The organism is Streptomyces sp. 5K101, assembly GCF_046506645.1.
Taxonomy (GTDB): domain Bacteria; phylum Actinomycetota; class Actinomycetes; order Streptomycetales; family Streptomycetaceae; genus Streptomyces.
This window is the reverse complement of record NZ_JBKFFO010000014.1, coordinates 60,943-75,690: the sequence shown is the minus strand read 5'-3', so window position 1 is coordinate 75,690 and position 14,748 is coordinate 60,943. Positions and strand designations below refer to the sequence as shown.

Annotated in this window: 14 protein-coding genes; 8 read left to right on the top strand and 6 right to left on the bottom strand. The window is 72.5% G+C overall.

Annotation, left to right across the window (positions count from 1 at the left end):
* Positions 1–18 precede the first annotated feature (18 nt).
* The 3 genes from ACLB9X_RS25300 to ACLB9X_RS25290 form a co-directional block, all read right to left on the bottom strand.
* Positions 19–819: an enoyl-CoA hydratase/isomerase family protein gene (locus ACLB9X_RS25300; protein WP_410362688.1), complete on the bottom strand. Its 801-nt coding sequence runs from the start codon at positions 817–819 to the stop codon at positions 19–21.
* Between the two features lie 367 nt (positions 820–1,186).
* Positions 1,187–2,347 carry an adenylate/guanylate cyclase domain-containing protein gene (locus tag ACLB9X_RS25295; RefSeq protein WP_410362687.1) on the bottom strand — a complete coding sequence of 387 codons (1,161 nt, stop codon included), beginning with the start codon at positions 2,345–2,347 and terminating at the stop codon, positions 1,187–1,189.
* A 203-nt stretch (positions 2,348–2,550) separates the two neighbouring features.
* Positions 2,551–3,423: a biotin--[acetyl-CoA-carboxylase] ligase gene (locus ACLB9X_RS25290; RefSeq protein WP_410362686.1), complete on the bottom strand. Its 873-nt coding sequence runs from the start codon at positions 3,421–3,423 to the stop codon at positions 2,551–2,553.
* A gap of 135 nt (positions 3,424–3,558) precedes the next feature.
* Here ACLB9X_RS25290 and ACLB9X_RS25285 point away from each other — a divergent pair, with 135 nt between their 5' ends.
* The 4 genes from ACLB9X_RS25285 (at position 3,559) to ACLB9X_RS25270 (ending at position 6,391) form a co-directional block, all read left to right on the top strand.
* A complete protein-coding gene (locus ACLB9X_RS25285; RefSeq protein WP_410362685.1) occupies positions 3,559–5,160 on the top strand; it encodes an acyl-CoA carboxylase subunit beta in 1,602 nt (533 codons plus the stop codon).
* 12 nt (positions 5,161–5,172) lie between these two features.
* Positions 5,173–5,382, top strand: a complete 210-nt coding sequence (locus ACLB9X_RS25280; RefSeq protein WP_410362684.1) for an acyl-CoA carboxylase epsilon subunit — start codon at positions 5,173–5,175, stop codon at positions 5,380–5,382.
* Between the two features lie 163 nt (positions 5,383–5,545).
* A complete protein-coding gene (mmpB, locus tag ACLB9X_RS25275; protein ID WP_410362683.1) occupies positions 5,546–5,674 on the top strand; it encodes a morphogenic membrane protein MmpB in 129 nt (42 codons plus the stop codon).
* Between the two features lie 111 nt (positions 5,675–5,785).
* Positions 5,786–6,391, top strand: a complete 606-nt coding sequence (locus tag ACLB9X_RS25270) for a nucleoside triphosphate pyrophosphatase (protein ID WP_410362682.1) — start codon at positions 5,786–5,788, stop codon at positions 6,389–6,391.
* Between the two features lie 3 nt (positions 6,392–6,394).
* Here the strand turns inward: ACLB9X_RS25270 and ACLB9X_RS25265 are convergent, their stop codons facing one another.
* The gene (locus ACLB9X_RS25265) at positions 6,395–6,808 is read right to left on the bottom strand and encodes a hypothetical protein (protein WP_410362681.1); all 414 of its coding nucleotides are present in this window, start codon (positions 6,806–6,808) and stop codon (positions 6,395–6,397) included.
* A gap of 379 nt (positions 6,809–7,187) precedes the next feature.
* Here ACLB9X_RS25265 and ACLB9X_RS25260 point away from each other — a divergent pair, with 379 nt between their 5' ends.
* Together ACLB9X_RS25260 and ACLB9X_RS25255 are read left to right on the top strand one after the other, a co-directional pair.
* On the top strand, positions 7,188–8,939 hold the full coding sequence (locus ACLB9X_RS25260; protein ID WP_410362680.1) for an acetyl/propionyl/methylcrotonyl-CoA carboxylase subunit alpha: 1,752 nt from the start codon (positions 7,188–7,190) through the stop codon (positions 8,937–8,939).
* 139 nt (positions 8,940–9,078) lie between these two features.
* Positions 9,079–9,717 (top strand): TetR/AcrR family transcriptional regulator, encoded by a 639-nt coding sequence (locus ACLB9X_RS25255; protein WP_410362679.1) that lies wholly within the window; start codon positions 9,079–9,081, stop codon positions 9,715–9,717.
* Between the two features lie 388 nt (positions 9,718–10,105).
* Here ACLB9X_RS25255 and ACLB9X_RS25250 read toward each other — a convergent pair whose 3' ends face one another.
* Both ACLB9X_RS25250 and ACLB9X_RS25245 read right to left on the bottom strand, forming a co-directional pair.
* A complete protein-coding gene (locus ACLB9X_RS25250) occupies positions 10,106–11,026 on the bottom strand; it encodes a DeoR/GlpR family DNA-binding transcription regulator (protein WP_410362678.1) in 921 nt (306 codons plus the stop codon).
* 164 nt (positions 11,027–11,190) lie between these two features.
* On the bottom strand, positions 11,191–12,630 hold the full coding sequence (locus tag ACLB9X_RS25245; protein ID WP_410362677.1) for an NAD(P)H-quinone dehydrogenase: 1,440 nt from the start codon (positions 12,628–12,630) through the stop codon (positions 11,191–11,193).
* 239 nt (positions 12,631–12,869) lie between these two features.
* Between ACLB9X_RS25245 and ACLB9X_RS25240 the strand changes: the two genes are divergently transcribed.
* On the top strand, positions 12,870–13,307 hold the full coding sequence (locus tag ACLB9X_RS25240; RefSeq protein ID WP_410362676.1) for a gamma-glutamylcyclotransferase: 438 nt from the start codon (positions 12,870–12,872) through the stop codon (positions 13,305–13,307).
* 155 nt (positions 13,308–13,462) lie between these two features.
* The gene (locus ACLB9X_RS25235; RefSeq protein WP_410362675.1) at positions 13,463–14,293 is read left to right on the top strand and encodes a purine-nucleoside phosphorylase; all 831 of its coding nucleotides are present in this window, start codon (positions 13,463–13,465) and stop codon (positions 14,291–14,293) included.
* Positions 14,294–14,748 lie beyond the last annotated feature (455 nt).

Sequence of the window (14,748 nt, the reverse complement as noted above, 5' to 3'; positions counted from 1 at the left end):
TTGATCCCTTGACGCGGGTCACTCGCCGGGCCAGGCGGGCTTCCGCTTCTCGTTGAACGCGGCGACGCCCTCGGCTCGGTCGCCGGAGAAGGCCGTCGCCCGCCAGGCCGCGTCCTCGACCTCGAGCCCCGCGCGCAGGTCGAGCCCCTGCCCGAGCCGCATGGCCTTCTTGGCGTTGCGCAGGCCCACGGGCGAGTTGACCGCGATCCGGGCCGCGAGCGCGAGGGCCTCGGTGCGGGCGTCCTCCGCGAGCACGTCGACGAGCCCCAACTCCCTTGCCTCGGCCGCCGCCACGCGCCGCGCGGTGAACACCAGCTCGGCGGCGCGCGCGGCCCCGACCCGGCGGGGCAGCAACTGGGTCCCGCCGCCGCCGGGGATGACGCCGACGGAGACCTCGGGCAGGCCCACCACGGCGGTGTCGTCGGCGACGATCACGTCACAGGAGAGCGCGAGTTCGAACCCGCCGCCGAGGGCGAAGCCGTGCACGGCGGCGACGGTGGGCATGGGCAGCTCCAGCACGCCGGTGTACGCCCCGCGGGCGGTGGGCCGCTGGCGCACGAGGTCGGCGTCGGAGAAGGAGTTGCGCTCCTTGAGGTCGGCGCCGACGCAGAAGGCGCGGTCGTTGCTGGAGGTCAGCACGGTGACGCGCACGTCCCGGTCAGCGGCGAGCGCGTCGCAGGCGACGCCGATGGAACGGGCCATGTCGGTGGACACGGCGTTCATGGCCTTGGGCCGGTCGAGCACGAGCTCGGCGACGTGCCCCTGCTCGTGCGTGCGGACGACGACGAACTCCCCGAAGCGCTGCTCGAACTCCGACATGACAGCCACCCTCCCGGTTAACGATGGTTCACTGCGCGCAGCCTAACGCCCTCCGACCCCCTGCCCACGGGGGCGTGCAGGTTGCGGCTTCGCCGCGCAGGGGCGCGTACCCGCGCCCGGAGGGCCGGTCACGCCAAGAGCGGGCCGCCCGCAGGCGCCTCCGGAGTCGCCGGCCCGCGCCTCGAAGCGGGCGCACCACGGGGCCGAGCCCCAACACCGACACGCGCCCCGGTGGGTCGCGAAGCGCTCCGCACACGTGGCCGAGCCCAAAGGGCACCCCGCGAAGCGGGCGCACTCCGGGGCCGAGCCCCAAGCGCACCCCGCGCCCGACCAGGGCCGACCGCCCCGGAGGCCACGCGCCCGAGCGTCAGGGTGTGGGGCGGCGGGAGAGGAGCCAGGGTTCCACGACGCCCAGGCCGCGCACCGGGCGTTGCCACATCGGCTGGAGGCCGTAGCGGTAAGGAAGGGGCTCGTCGCTCTCCTTCTCCGCCGCCGCCGCCTCCGCCTCCGACCGCGGCGCGTCGCCCGTCCTGATCAGCTCCTCCGCGAACGCGCCGTCCACCAGCACCGCGTCCTTCGGCGCTATCGACGTCAGCCGGCTCGCCAGGTTCACTGTCGTACCGAACACGTCGCCCATCCGCGTCGTCACCGTCCCGAACGCGATGCCCACCCGCAGCGCCGGCATCGTCTCGTCCTGGGTCATCGCGTCGATCAGCCGGAGCGCGATCTCCGCCGCCGTGCGGGCCTCGTCCGCCGCGTACAGGACCTCGTCGCCGAGGGTCTTGATGAGGCGGCCGCCGTGCGCCGCGACCAGGTCCGCGCAGGTCGTCTCGAAGGACTCGACGAGCTCGCCCAGTTCCTCCTCCTCCAGGCGGCGCGTCAGCCGGGTGAAGCCCACGAGGTCCGCGAAGCCGACGGCGAGACGGCGGTCGACCATCTCCTCGTCGTCGGCGGCCTGCACGACCCGGCCGGTCGCCGCGGCGAGCTGCCGCCGCCAGACGTAGACGAGGAACTCCTCCAGCTCGGGCAGAAGCAGCTCGACCAGCGGGTACGTGACCTCCGTGCGGGTCATGCCGGGCTCGGGCGGCTCCGTCAGCCCCTCCAGGAAGGAGTCGATCTGCCATTCCGCCAGCCGGGCGGTGGTCTGCCCGGTCGACCGGGCCACCTGCACGGCCATCGGCTCGCTCAGCAGGCCCGCCTCGACCAGACCGGCGAGCCGTCGCAGGGCCAGTACGTCGGCCTCGGTGAGCGCCTTGGCCTGGCCGATGTCGGCGAAGCCCATCGCCCGCCAGAAGCGGGAGGCCAGGTCCATGGAGACGCCCGCGGTCCGGGCCGCCTGGAAGGCGGTGTAGCGCCGCTCCGCGCCGAGGATGAGCTGCTCCAGGCGGATGGCCAGCGGGTCGTCGGTCGGCTCCGCCGTGTGGTCGACCTCGTGGTGCGGTGTCGGATGCACCGACCCGGAGCCGGAGCCCGCACCGGAGCCGGGGCCCCGATCGCCCGCGCCGGAAGTGGTGTCGTCGACGGTCACCACCCGCCTCCTGCCCGTTCCCTGCGCACTGCCCTGCCGATCTGTCGCTCGATCGCCTCAACGATACGGCAGGTGTGCCCCAGCTCACGTCCCGGCGACGGACCCGATTCGCGGACGCGGACACTCCGCCGAGCCGCTGCGGGACCTCCGGCGAGCCGCCGCCGGGCTGCCGCCGCGCCCGCACGGGCCACCGCGGCGGCCGCTCAGTCCGCTGCCCGCAGATGCACGATGTCGCCCGCGCTCACCGCGATCCGCTCGCCGTCCCCGGCCGCCACCAGCACCACCCGGCCCTGCCCGTCCACGGCCACGGCCTCCCCGGTCACCGAGCGCCCGCCGGGCAGGTCCGCGCGCACCGTGCGCCCGAGGGTCGCGCAACCCGCCGCGTACGCCTCCTGGACCCCGGACGCGGCGGGGTCGCCGCCCGCCGCGCGCCACTCGCCGTACCAGTGCTCCAGCGAACGCAGCACGGCCCGCAGCAGCGGGTCGCGGTCGGTGGACACCGCGTTCGCGAGTGCGAGGGAGCCCGCGGTGGGGACGGGCAGTTCGTCGGCGCGCAGCGTCACGTTGATGCCCATGCCGAGGACCACGGCGTCGTCCCCGGCACGCTCGGCGAGGATGCCGCCGGTCTTGCGCTCCTCGCCACCGACGGTGACCAGCAGGTCGTTGGGCCATTTGAGGGACATGTCGGTGCCCGCGGCCCGGGCGAGGCCGGTCGCGGCGGCGACTCCGGCGAGCAGCGGCAGCCAGCCCCAGCTCTCGGGGGGCACGCCCTGGCCGGGCCGCAGGAGTACGGAGAAGAACAGGCCCGAGCGCGCCGGCGCGCTCCAGGTGCGGTCCAGGCGCCCGCGGCCCGCCGTCTGCTCCTCGGCGACCAGCACCGCGCCCTCCGGCAGCGACGCGGCGCGCGCCGCGAGGTCGGAGTTTGTCGAGCCGGTGGCCGCGACCACGTCCAGTGAGGTCCACAGGGAGCCGGGGACCAGCAGGCCACGGCGCAGCGCGGGGACGTTGAGTGGGGGCCGGTCGAGGTCGGACCAGCGGCTTGCGGGCGCGCCGTCAGGCGCATTGTCTGGCGTCATGCAAGCCAGGTTAGGTGTGGTAAACGCCGCACTGCCGAACGGTATCCGCGCCGATACGCTACGAGTCAGTAGCAACGGAACACACTCATCGACTTCCGTTACCGTCCCCGTGACCAGCCAGGGAGCCGCATCCCGATGTCCGAGCCGGAACAGATCGCCCTTTCTCACGATCCGACCAGCCACACCACCGCGGGAAAGATCGCGGACCTCCAGCGCCGTATCGACGAGGCGACGCACGCCGGCTCCGCGCGCGCCGTGGAAAAGCAGCACGCGAAGGGCAAGTTGACCGCCCGCGAGCGGATCGCTCTGCTGCTGGACGAGGACTCGTTCGTCGAGCTGGACGAGTTCGCGCGCCACCGCTCGACCAATTTCGGTCTGGAGAAGACCCGCCCGTACGGCGACGGCGTCGTCACCGGTTACGGCACGGTCGACGGCCGGCCCGTGGCCGTCTTCTCGCAGGACTTCACCGTCTTCGGCGGCGCCCTCGGCGAGGTCTTCGGCCAGAAGATCATCAAGGTGATGGACTTCGCGCTGAAGACCGGCTGCCCGGTCATCGGCATCAACGACTCGGGCGGCGCGCGCATCCAGGAAGGCGTCAGCGCGCTCGGCATGTACGGCGAGATCTTCCGCCGCAACACCCATGCATCGGGCGTCATCCCGCAGATCTCGCTGGTCGTCGGCCCGTGCGCGGGCGGTGCCGTCTACTCCCCCGCGATCACCGACTTCACGGTGATGGTGGACCAGACCTCGCACATGTTCATCACCGGCCCCGACGTCATCAAGACGGTCACCGGCGAGGACGTCGGCTTCGAGGAGCTCGGCGGCGCGCGCACCCACAACACCACGTCCGGCGTGGCGCACCACATGTCGGGCGACGAGAAGGACGCGATCGAGTACGTCAAGCAGTTGCTGTCGTACCTGCCGTCCAACAACCTCTCCGAGCCCCCGGCGTTCCCCGAGACCTCCGACACGGCGGTCAGCGACGAGGACCGGGAACTGGACACGCTCATCCCGGACTCGGCGAACCAGCCGTACGACATCCACACGGTGATCGAGCACGTGCTGGACGAGGGCGAGTTCCTGGAGACGCAGGCGCTGTTCGCGCCGAACATCGTCACCGGCTTCGGGCGGGTGGAGGGCTTCCCGGTCGGCATCGTGGCCAACCAGCCGATGCAGTTCGCCGGCTGCCTCGACATCAACGCCTCGGAGAAGGCGGCCCGTTTCGTGCGCACCTGCGACGCGTTCAACGTGCCGGTGCTGACCTTCGTGGACGTGCCGGGCTTCCTGCCGGGCGTGGACCAGGAGTACGGCGGCATCATCCGGCGCGGCGCGAAGCTGATCTACGCGTACGCCGAGGCGACCGTCCCGCTCATCACCGTCATCACGCGCAAGGCGTTCGGCGGCGCGTACGACGTCATGGGCTCCAAGCACCTGGGCGCCGACCTGAACCTGGCCTGGCCCACCGCGCAGATCGCGGTCATGGGCGCGCAGGGCGCGGTGAACATCCTGCACCGCCGCACGATCGCGGCCGCCGAGGAACAGGAGGCCACCCGGGCCCGGCTGATCCAGGAGTACGAGGACACGCTGCTGAACCCGTACACGGCGGCCGAGCGCGGCTACATCGACGCGGTGATCATGCCGTCGGAGACGCGGGCGCAGATCGTGAAGGGCCTGCGCCAGCTGCGCACCAAGCGGGAGAGCCTGCCGCCGAAGAAGCACGGCAACATCCCCCTCTAGGAGGCCCCCGAGATGATCAAGGTCGTACGCGGAAACCCCACCCCGGAGGAGCTGGCCGCCGCACTGGCGGTGGTCCAGGCCCGGGCCGCGGCCACCGCGCAGGCCGCGGCCGGGGCGCCGGCGCCGGTGCCCGAGGGCTGGTCGGACCCGGCGCGGATCGCGCGCACCCGCAGGCCGATGCCCGGCCCGCGGTCGTGGGCGCGCAGCTACTGGCCCGTCTGAGGCCCCGAACGGAAGGCGCCGGGCCCGCGTCGCGGGGGCCCGGCTCTTTCCGTGGGCCCGGTCCGAAAGAAAGCGATCCGGGCCGGTAACGGCCGACACGCCAAGAACGGTTGAGTACGCGTACTCAGGCGCCAGGGCCGCTCCCGCCCGCAGGATCGAAGGCATGCTCTGGTCCGACCCGAAGAACGAGCCGCCGAAGGAACTGCGCGACATGCAAGCGATGCTCCGCCGCGCGGGAGTGCTGCTGGCGCTGGCCATGGTCGTGGGGATGCTCGTGGCGGGCATCCGGTAGGGGCTCCGCGCACTCCGGTGCCGCGGCGCACTCGCCCCCGGACCCCGAGTGCCCAGGAGGATTGCACCCGGACTCGCGGGCGATCACCCCCGATCGCCCTACGATGTGTGCATGACTGCTGATCGCCGCCGTGTCGTGCTCGCCTCCGCCTCGCCCGCCCGTCTCGGACTGCTGCGGCAGGCCGGACTCGCTCCCGAGGTGATCGTCAGCGGCGTCGACGAGAACAAGATCACCGCGCCGACCCCCGCCGAGCTCGCCCTCGCCCTCGCCGAGGCCAAGGCCGCCCATGTGGCCGCCCGGCCCGAGGTCTTCGGCGCGCTGGTGATCGGCTGCGACTCCGTCCTGGAGCTCGACAAGCAGGCCCTGGGCAAGCCCGCCGACGCCGAGGAGGCCACCGCCCGCTGGAAGAGCATGCGCGGCCGGGTGGGCGTCCTGCAGACGGGGCACTGCGTGTACGACACGTCGGCCAAGCGGTACGCCTCCGCCACCGCGTCCACCCTGGTCCGGTTCGGCGACCCGACGGACGCCGAGATCGCCGCGTACGTCGCCTCCGGCGAACCTCTTCACGTGGCGGGCGCATTCACCCTCGACGGCCGCTCGGCCCCCTTCATCGAGGGCGTCGACGGCGACCCGGGCAATGTGATCGGCCTGTCGCTGCCCCTGCTGCGGTCGCTGCTGGGCAAGTTGGGGATCTCGATCACCGACCTCTGGGTCTGACCGTCACGCGGGCGCGGCCTCGGACGGGGCCGCCTCGCGTCCGGGCCCGTCCTCCTTGCCGTACGCGATCAGCGACAGCACCAGCAGGCCGAGCACGACCATCATGTACGCGAACGCCGGCCACCCGACCAGGCCCACCGTGAGCGCGCCCAGCACCCCGTGCACCACCGCGCAGCCGATCAGCACGATGCGGGCGAAGCGGCCCGGCGCCCGGTCGCGTACGCCGGTCGCCAGCAACAGGACGCCGCACAGCGCGAGGAAGAGTCCGGAGCCGATCCCCATCCCCCACGTGCCGGCCACCATGGCGTCCGGGTCCAGGCCGTCCAGCGACATGCTCTGCGCGTCGACGAACCGGGCCATGATCCCGTTGAGCACGACGATGCCGACGGCCTCCACCCACAGGACGATCGCAGCCACGACGGCCACCGGTCTGCGCACCACGGCGCCCCCAACCCTCAGTTACCGGACGTACGTACGACAGCGCGAGGCTACTGACCGGTAAACGCAGGGACAAGAGGGGCGACACGCTCCGTCACGCGGCAAAGAATGATTGGGCCATTCGTAGGGACTCGACAAAGAAACCCATTCGGCCGCTGGCCACCCGAACAGAGACCTTGACCACACCGGAGGGCTACTGTGCGAGGGAGGAACCCGTCGTACCGTGGTGCGACAAGGGATTTTCGCGATCGAGCGAGCCTCGAATCACGCTCCGTGTGGGCAAGCTCACCATTGGGGACGGGTCGAAAGGCCGTGTCGGCAGTCCCTAAACTCAGCTTGTTTCAAGGAGGGAGCCATCGTGCGCAAGGTGCTCATCGCCAACCGTGGCGAAATCGCTGTCCGCGTTGCCCGTGCCTGCCGGGACGCCGGGATCGGATCCGTAGCCGTCTACGCCGATCCGGACCGGGACGCTCTGCACGTCCGCGCAGCCGACGAAGCGTTCGCCCTGGGCGGTGACACCCCGGCCGCCAGTTATCTGGACATGGCCAAGGTGCTCCAGGCCGCGGCCGATTCGGGAGCGGACGCCGTCCACCCCGGCTACGGCTTCCTGTCCGAGAACGCGGAGTTCGCCCAGGCCGTCATCGACGCGGGCCTGACCTGGATCGGCCCGCCGCCGCAGGCCATCCGCGACCTCGGCGACAAGGTCGCAGCGAGGCACATCGCCCAGCGCGCCGGCGCCCCGCTCGTCGCGGGCACGCCCGACCCGGTCTCCGGGGCCGACGAGGTCGTCGCGTTCGCGCAGGAGCACGGGCTGCCGATCGCCATCAAGGCCGCGTTCGGCGGTGGCGGCCGCGGTCTGAAGGTCGCCCGCACGCTGGAAGAGGTCCCCGAGCTCTACGACTCCGCCGTCCGCGAGGCCGTCGCCGCCTTCGGACGCGGCGAGTGCTTCGTCGAGCGCTACCTCGACAAGCCGCGTCACGTCGAGACCCAGTGCCTGGCGGACAAGCACGGCAACGTCGTCGTCGTGTCCACCCGTGACTGCTCGCTCCAGCGCCGCCACCAGAAGCTGGTGGAGGAGGCCCCGGCGCCGTTCCTGACGGACGAGCAGAACGCCGAGCTGTACCGCGCGTCCAAGGCCATCCTCAAGGAGGCCGGTTACGCCGGCGCCGGCACCGTCGAGTTCCTGGTCGGCCTCGACGGCACGATCTCCTTCCTGGAGGTCAACACCCGTCTCCAGGTCGAGCACCCGGTCACCGAAGAAGTCACCGGCATCGACCTGGTGCGCGAGATGTTCCGCATCGCCGACGGCGAGGAGCTCGGCTACGGCGACCCGGCCGTGCGCGGCCACTCCTTCGAGTTCCGCATCAACGGCGAGGACCCCGGCCGGGGCTTCCTGCCCGCGCCCGGCACCGTCACCAGCTTCCGCCCGCCCACCGGCCCCGGCGTCCGCCTCGACGCGGGCGTCGAGTCCGGCAGCGTCATCGGCCCCGCCTGGGACTCCCTGCTCGCCAAGCTGATCGTCACCGGCGCCAGCCGTGAGCAGGCCCTGCAGCGTGCTGCCCGCGCGCTCGCGGAGTTCGAGGTGGAGGGCATGGCCACCGCCATTCCGTTCCACCGCGCGGTCGTGGCCGACCCGGCGTTCACCGCGGACCCCTTCCGGGTCCACACCCGCTGGATCGAGACCGAGTTCGTCAACGAGATCAAGCCGTTCGCCGTCCCCGCGGAGGCCGAGGAGGACGAGGCCGGCCGCGAGACGATCGTGGTCGAGGTCGGCGGCAAGCGCCTGGAGGTCTCCCTCCCCTCGTCGCTCGGCATGACGCTGGCACGCACCGGCCTCGCCGCCGGCGCGAAGCCCAAGCGCCGCGCGGCCAAGAAGTCCACGTCGGCCGCCTCCGGCGACACGCTCACCTCGCCCATGCAGGGCACGATCGTCAAGGTCGCGGTCGAGGAGGGCCAGGAGGTCACCGAGGGCGACCTCATCGTCGTCCTCGAGGCCATGAAGATGGAGCAGCCGCTGAACGCCCACCGCTCCGGCACCGTCAAGGGGCTGACCGCGGAGGTCGGCGCCTCGCTGACCTCGGGCGCGACGATCTGCGAGATCAAGGACTGAACCGGCACACCGGTATGTGGGGCCTGCCCGTCCGCCCGGAGCGGACCGGCGGGCCCCACATTCGTGTCCATGCCGCGGCGGGACGCCGGTCCGGCAATGGCATCCTGGAACCGGGGGCGGACTCCGGAAGGATGAGGCGATGGCAACGAGTACGGCCGGCACGGCGGCGGGCACGGCACCGGGCATGTCCGCACCGCGGCCCATGCGGGCCGACGCCCGCCGCAACTACGAACGTCTGCTGACCGAGGCGCGCACCGTCTTCGCCGAGCACGGCACCGACGCGTCTCTCGAGGAGATCGCCCGCCGCTCGGGCGTGGGCATCGGCACCCTGTACCGGCACTTCCCCAACCGCCACGCGATGATGAGCGCGGTCTTCCAGGAGGCCCTGGCGGACCTGCTGGACCGCTCCCGTGCCCTGGCCGGCGCCGAGCAGCCCTGCGGAGCACTCGTGGAGTGGCTGCGCGCCCTGATCACTCATGCGGGTGAGTACCGGGGGCTGGCCCGCGCGCTCATGTCGGCGTCCGCCGACAAGGGTTCGGCGCTGGCGTCGTGCAGCGTGCCCCTGCGCGCGGCGGGCGAACGCCTGCTGGCGCGGGCGCAGGAGAGCGGCACCGTGCGGACCGATGTCTCGATCGGCGATCTGATGCAGCTGACGAACGCGATCGCGCTGGCGGCCGAAGAGAGCCCCGACGATGGCCAGTTGGCGGACCGGCTGCTGACGCTGACGCTGCGCGGCCTGAAGGCGGACCGACCGGACGGCGCGCCGGCGGACGCATGAGCGCCTGACGCGACGATGCGCAACCGCCTCGCCGCAGCAGCCGACACCCGCGTGGGCTGCACCCTCGGCCAGGTCGCCGACGAGGCACGCGCCTCGGACGCGAGCCGGATCCGGCGGGACGGCTCGTGGCGCACTGCCTCGACCTGGGGGTGCGGGCTCGGCTCACCGGTCCGGAAGAGGGCACTCTGGGTGCCCGGGTGCGGGCCGCGCGGCTCGTGCCGTACCAGGCGGTGACAGGTCCCGGGAAGGCGGTCGGCGACCTGGTCGCGCTGCGTGTGCGCGACGGCCGGCGTCTCGAGGCACGGCCCGCCGACGAGGGCGTGGGCCGCATCCGCGAGCTGGTCCGGGCGCACGGCATCGCGCCGTGGGTGGGCGCCGCGTGGAGGGCTCAGCGGCGGCGGAGGTCCGCGACCCGCGGGGTCCGGTCCTGCAGCTGCTCCGGCGTCAACGAGTTGCTCGCATTGCGCAGTTGGGCGCGGGTACGGCGCTGGCCGGGGAGGGGGACGTCGTGGCGGCCGGGACCCGCGGCCGGGCCCGCCACGGCGATCTGCACGCCCTGGTCCGCCAGCGCCTGCAGCTCCGTCGTGGCCCGGTCGTCGTGGGGCGGGGGCTCGTCCGTCACCAGGCGGGTGATCACGTCCGTCGGCACCGTCTGGAACATCGTGTCGGTGCCGAGCTTGGTGTGGTCCGCCAGCACGACGACCTCCGCGGCGGCCTGCACCAGCGCCCGGTCCACGCTGGCCGACAGCATGTTGGACGTGGAGAGGCCGCGCTCGGCCGTGAGCCCGCTCCCCGAGAGGAAGGCCCGCGAGACCCGCAGCCCCTGGAGCGACTGCTCGGCCCCGCTGCCCACCAGGGCGTAGTTGGAGCCGCGCAGCGTGCCCCCGGTCATGACGACCTCGACCCGGTTGGCGTGGGCCAGTGCCTGCGCGACGAGCAGGGAGTTGGTGACCACGGTCAGCCCGGGCACGCGGGCGAGCCGGCGCGCCAGCTCCTGCGTCGTCGTCCCGGCGCCGACCACGATGGCCTCGCCCTCGCCGACGAGTCCGGCGGCGAGGTCGGCGATGGCCGTCTTCTCGGCGGTCGCCGACAGGGATTTCTGCGGAAAGCCGGACTCGCGGGTGAAGCCGCCCGGCAGTACCGCACCGCCGTGCCGGCGGTCGAGGAGTCCTTCTGCCTCCAGTGCCCGCACGTCCCGCCGTACGGTCACTTCGGAGGTCTGGACGACGCGGGCGAGCTCCCGGAGCGACACGGCTCCGTTGGCGCGCACCATTTCGAGGATCAACTGACGACGTTCTGCAGCGAACACGAAACTGACAGTAACCCCACCGCCCGTCAGTTTCAGCTCTATGCGCCGGATAACGGAAAATGCGCGTTTGGGAGGCCGCCAAGTGGTATAGGCGGCCTCCCAGTTGATCGCGCGCCGCGTGGAGTGCCCGTACTTCGCCGGGTTTCGTCCCTCGCGGGCCGCCGTCAGCTCTCCGCGGTGGCCTTACGGGTGTGCAGCTGGCGTGCCACCTCGGCGATCGAGCCCGACAGAGACGGGTACACGGTGAACGCGTTTGCGATCTGTTCCACCGTCAGGTTGTTGTCGACGGCGATCGAGATGGGATGGATCAGTTCCGAAGCGCGGGGCGACACGACCACGCCGCCGACCACGATGCCGGTGCCCGGCCGGCAGAAGATCTTGACGAAGCCGTCCCGGATGCCCTGCATCTTGGCGCGCGGGTTGCGCAGCAGCGGCAGCTTGACGACCCGGGCGTCGATCTTGCCCGCGTCGATGTCCGCCTGCGTGTAGCCGACGGTCGCGATCTCCGGGTCGGTGAACACGTTCGACGAGACGGTCTTCAGGTTCAGCGGGGCGACCGCGTCGCCGAGGAAGTGGTACATGGCGATGCGGCCCTGCATCGCCGCCACCGAGGCGAGCGCGAACACGCCGGTGACATCGCCGGCCGCGTAGACGCCGGGGGCGGAGGTGCGCGAGACCTTGTCGGTCCGGATGTGGCCCGACTCCTTCAGCCGGACGCCGGCCTCCTCCAGGCCCATGCCCGCCGTGTTCGGGACGGCGCCGACGGCCATCAGGCAGTGGGTGCCCGAAATGACCCGGCCGTCGGAGAGGGTGACCTCGACCCGGTCGCCGACCCGCTTGGCGGACTCGGCACGGGAGCGGGCCATGACGTTCATGCCCCGGCGGCGGAAGACCTCCTCCAGGACGGCGGCGGCGTCCGGGTCCTCGCCCGGCAGGACGCGGTCGCGGGAGGAGACGAGGGTGACGCGCGAGCCGAGGGCCTGGTAGGCGCCGGCGAACTCGGCGCCCGTGACACCGGAACCGACCACGATGAGCTCCTCGGGGAGCTCGTTCAGGTCGTAGACCTGCGTCCAGTTCAGGATGCGCTCGCCGTCGGGCAGTGCGTCGGGGATCTCGCGCGGGTGACCGCCGGTCGCGATCAGGACGGCGTCCGCGACGAGCGTCTCCTCGCTGCCGTCGGCCGCGCGCACGACCACCTTGCGGGAGCCGTCCATCGCCTGCTGGCCGTCGAGGCGGCCGCGGCCGCGCATGACGCGGGCGCCGGCGCGGGTGACGGAGGCGGTGATGTCGTGCGACTGGGCGAGCGCGAGGCGCTTGACACGCCGGTTGACCTTGCCGAGGTCGACGCCGACGACGCGGGCCGCGTGCTCGATGTGCGGGGTGTCGTCGGCCACGATGATCCCGAGCTCCTCGTAGGAGGAGTCGAAGGTCGTCATGACCTCGGCTGTGGCGATCAGGGTCTTCGACGGTACGCAATCGGTCAGCACCGACGCCCCGCCCAGACCGTCGCAGTCGACGACGGTCACCTCCGCACCGAGCTGGGCGGCGACGAGCGCCGCCTCATAGCCGCCGGGTCCGCCACCGATGATCACGATCCGGGTCACGAAAAAGTCCGCCTCGCATTGTCGTTCCCGGCCCGCCTGCCCGCTCTGCCGGGGGTCCGGGGGTGCCCCCGGGGGAATGCAGTACGTACTTCATTGTCCCGCACCGTGTCCCGGTTCTCGCCACGGGGGCGAGATACGGCCACGACCACGGCACTTGCCGCTCGCGAGGGGCCGCCCGGCAGGTCGCGGCCCCCGGACGCGTCTCCGGTCCCTCCCCGCCCTCCCGTACCCTCGATCTCATGTCGCTCTACGCCGCGTACGCCGGCAACCTCGACGCGCGGCTGATGACCCGCCGCGCACCGCACTCGCCGCTGCGCGGCACCGGCTGGCTCAACGGCTGGCGGCTGACCTTCGGCGGCGAGCAGATGGGCTGGGATGGGGCGCTGGCCACCATCGTGGAGGCTCCGCGCTCCCAGGTCTTCGTCGCGCTGTACGACATCGCGCCGATGGACGAGGACTCGATGGACCGCTGGGAGGGCGTCGGCCTCGACATATACCGGCGCATGCGCGTGCGGGTGCACACACTGGACGGCGAGGAGGCCGCCTGGGTGTACGTGCTGAACGCCTACGAGGGCGGGCTGCCGTCCGCCCGCTACCTCGGTGAGATCGCCGACGCGGCCGAGTCCGCCGGCGCACCCCACGACTACGTGATGGAGCTGCGCAAGCGCCCCTGCTGAAGCGGTGGCGGCGGATTCCGGACGGTCGCGGAGTGCAACGTACGCGTCTGCACGGTGACTCCGCGGCTCTTCGTCGGAAACGACAAGGCAACGATCCGAAGACCGTGAGCTGCGGCATCTACGCGCGTAGGGATTGTCGGGTTACCCTCGTCGGCGTGAACGCATCTGTGAATCCGGACCTCGTCGGCTCTCTCGCCGACCCCCATGCCGCGGCCGACGCCGCCGCCGCGCGGCTGCGCGAGCTGACCGGCACCGAGACCCATGACGTCGCGCTGGTGATGGGCTCCGGTTGGGCCCCCGCGGTCGACGCGCTCGGCGCGCCCGAGGCCGAGTTCCCCGTCACCGAACTGCCCGGCTTCCCCCCGCCGGCGGTCGCGGGCCACGGCGGCACGATCCGCTCCTACCGCATCGGCGACAAGCGCGCGCTGGTCTTCCTGGGCCGCACGCACTTCTACGAGGGCCGTGGCGTCGCCGCCGTCTCGCACGGCGTGCGCACCGCCGTCGCCGCCGGCTGCAAGACCGTCGTGCTGACGAACGGCTGCGGCGGCCTGCGCGAGGGCATGCGCCCCGGGCAGCCGGTGCTGATCAGCGACCACATCAACCTGACGGCCACGTCGCCGATCATCGGCGCGAACTTCGTGGACCTGACGGACCTGTACTCGCCGCGGCTGCGGGCGCTGTGCAAGGAGGTGGACGAGACGCTGGAGGAGGGCGTGTACGTCCAGTTCCCCGGCCCGCACTACGAGACCCCGGCCGAGATCAACATGGTCCGTGTGCTGGGCGGCGACCTGGTCGGCATGTCCACGGTCCTCGAGGCGATCGCGGCGCGCGAGGCCGGGGCGGAGGTGCTCGGCATCTCGCTGGTGACGAACCTGGCGGCGGGCCTGACGGGCGAGCCGCTGAACCACGAAGAGGTCCTGCAGGCGGGGCGCGACTCGGCGGCGCGCATGGGCGAGCTGCTGACGCGGGTACTCGCGCGCATCTGACCCACCCGGCGTCCCGGGGCGCTGCCCCGGACCCGGCGGACGCTGCGCCCGGTCGCGTGGGCTTCCTCGGCTGCCCCGGACTCCTGGCTGCCCCAGGGTTCGCTGCGCGTCCTGGGGGACGCCGGCTCCGGTTCGCCCGAGGCGCGTGGGTCCGGGGATTCCCCACCCGGACAAGCGCGGGCACCACGGGTCCGTGAGCTGGGCGTTCTGGCGACGCTCCGGTTCGCCTGGGGCCCCTGGTTTTCGGGGGCTCCCCACCCGGACAAGCACCGGGCAAGGGCCCGCACCACGGGCCCGTGGACTGTGCGTCCTGGCGGACGCTCCGGTTCGCCCAGGGCCCATGGGTGGCCGGCTTTGCGTCCTCACGGGCGCGAACGCGGGCCTGGCCCGGTGGCTCCCCGCCTGGACAGGCGCCGGCTCCGGAGTTCCACGGGACCGGGAGCTCCCGGGCGTCC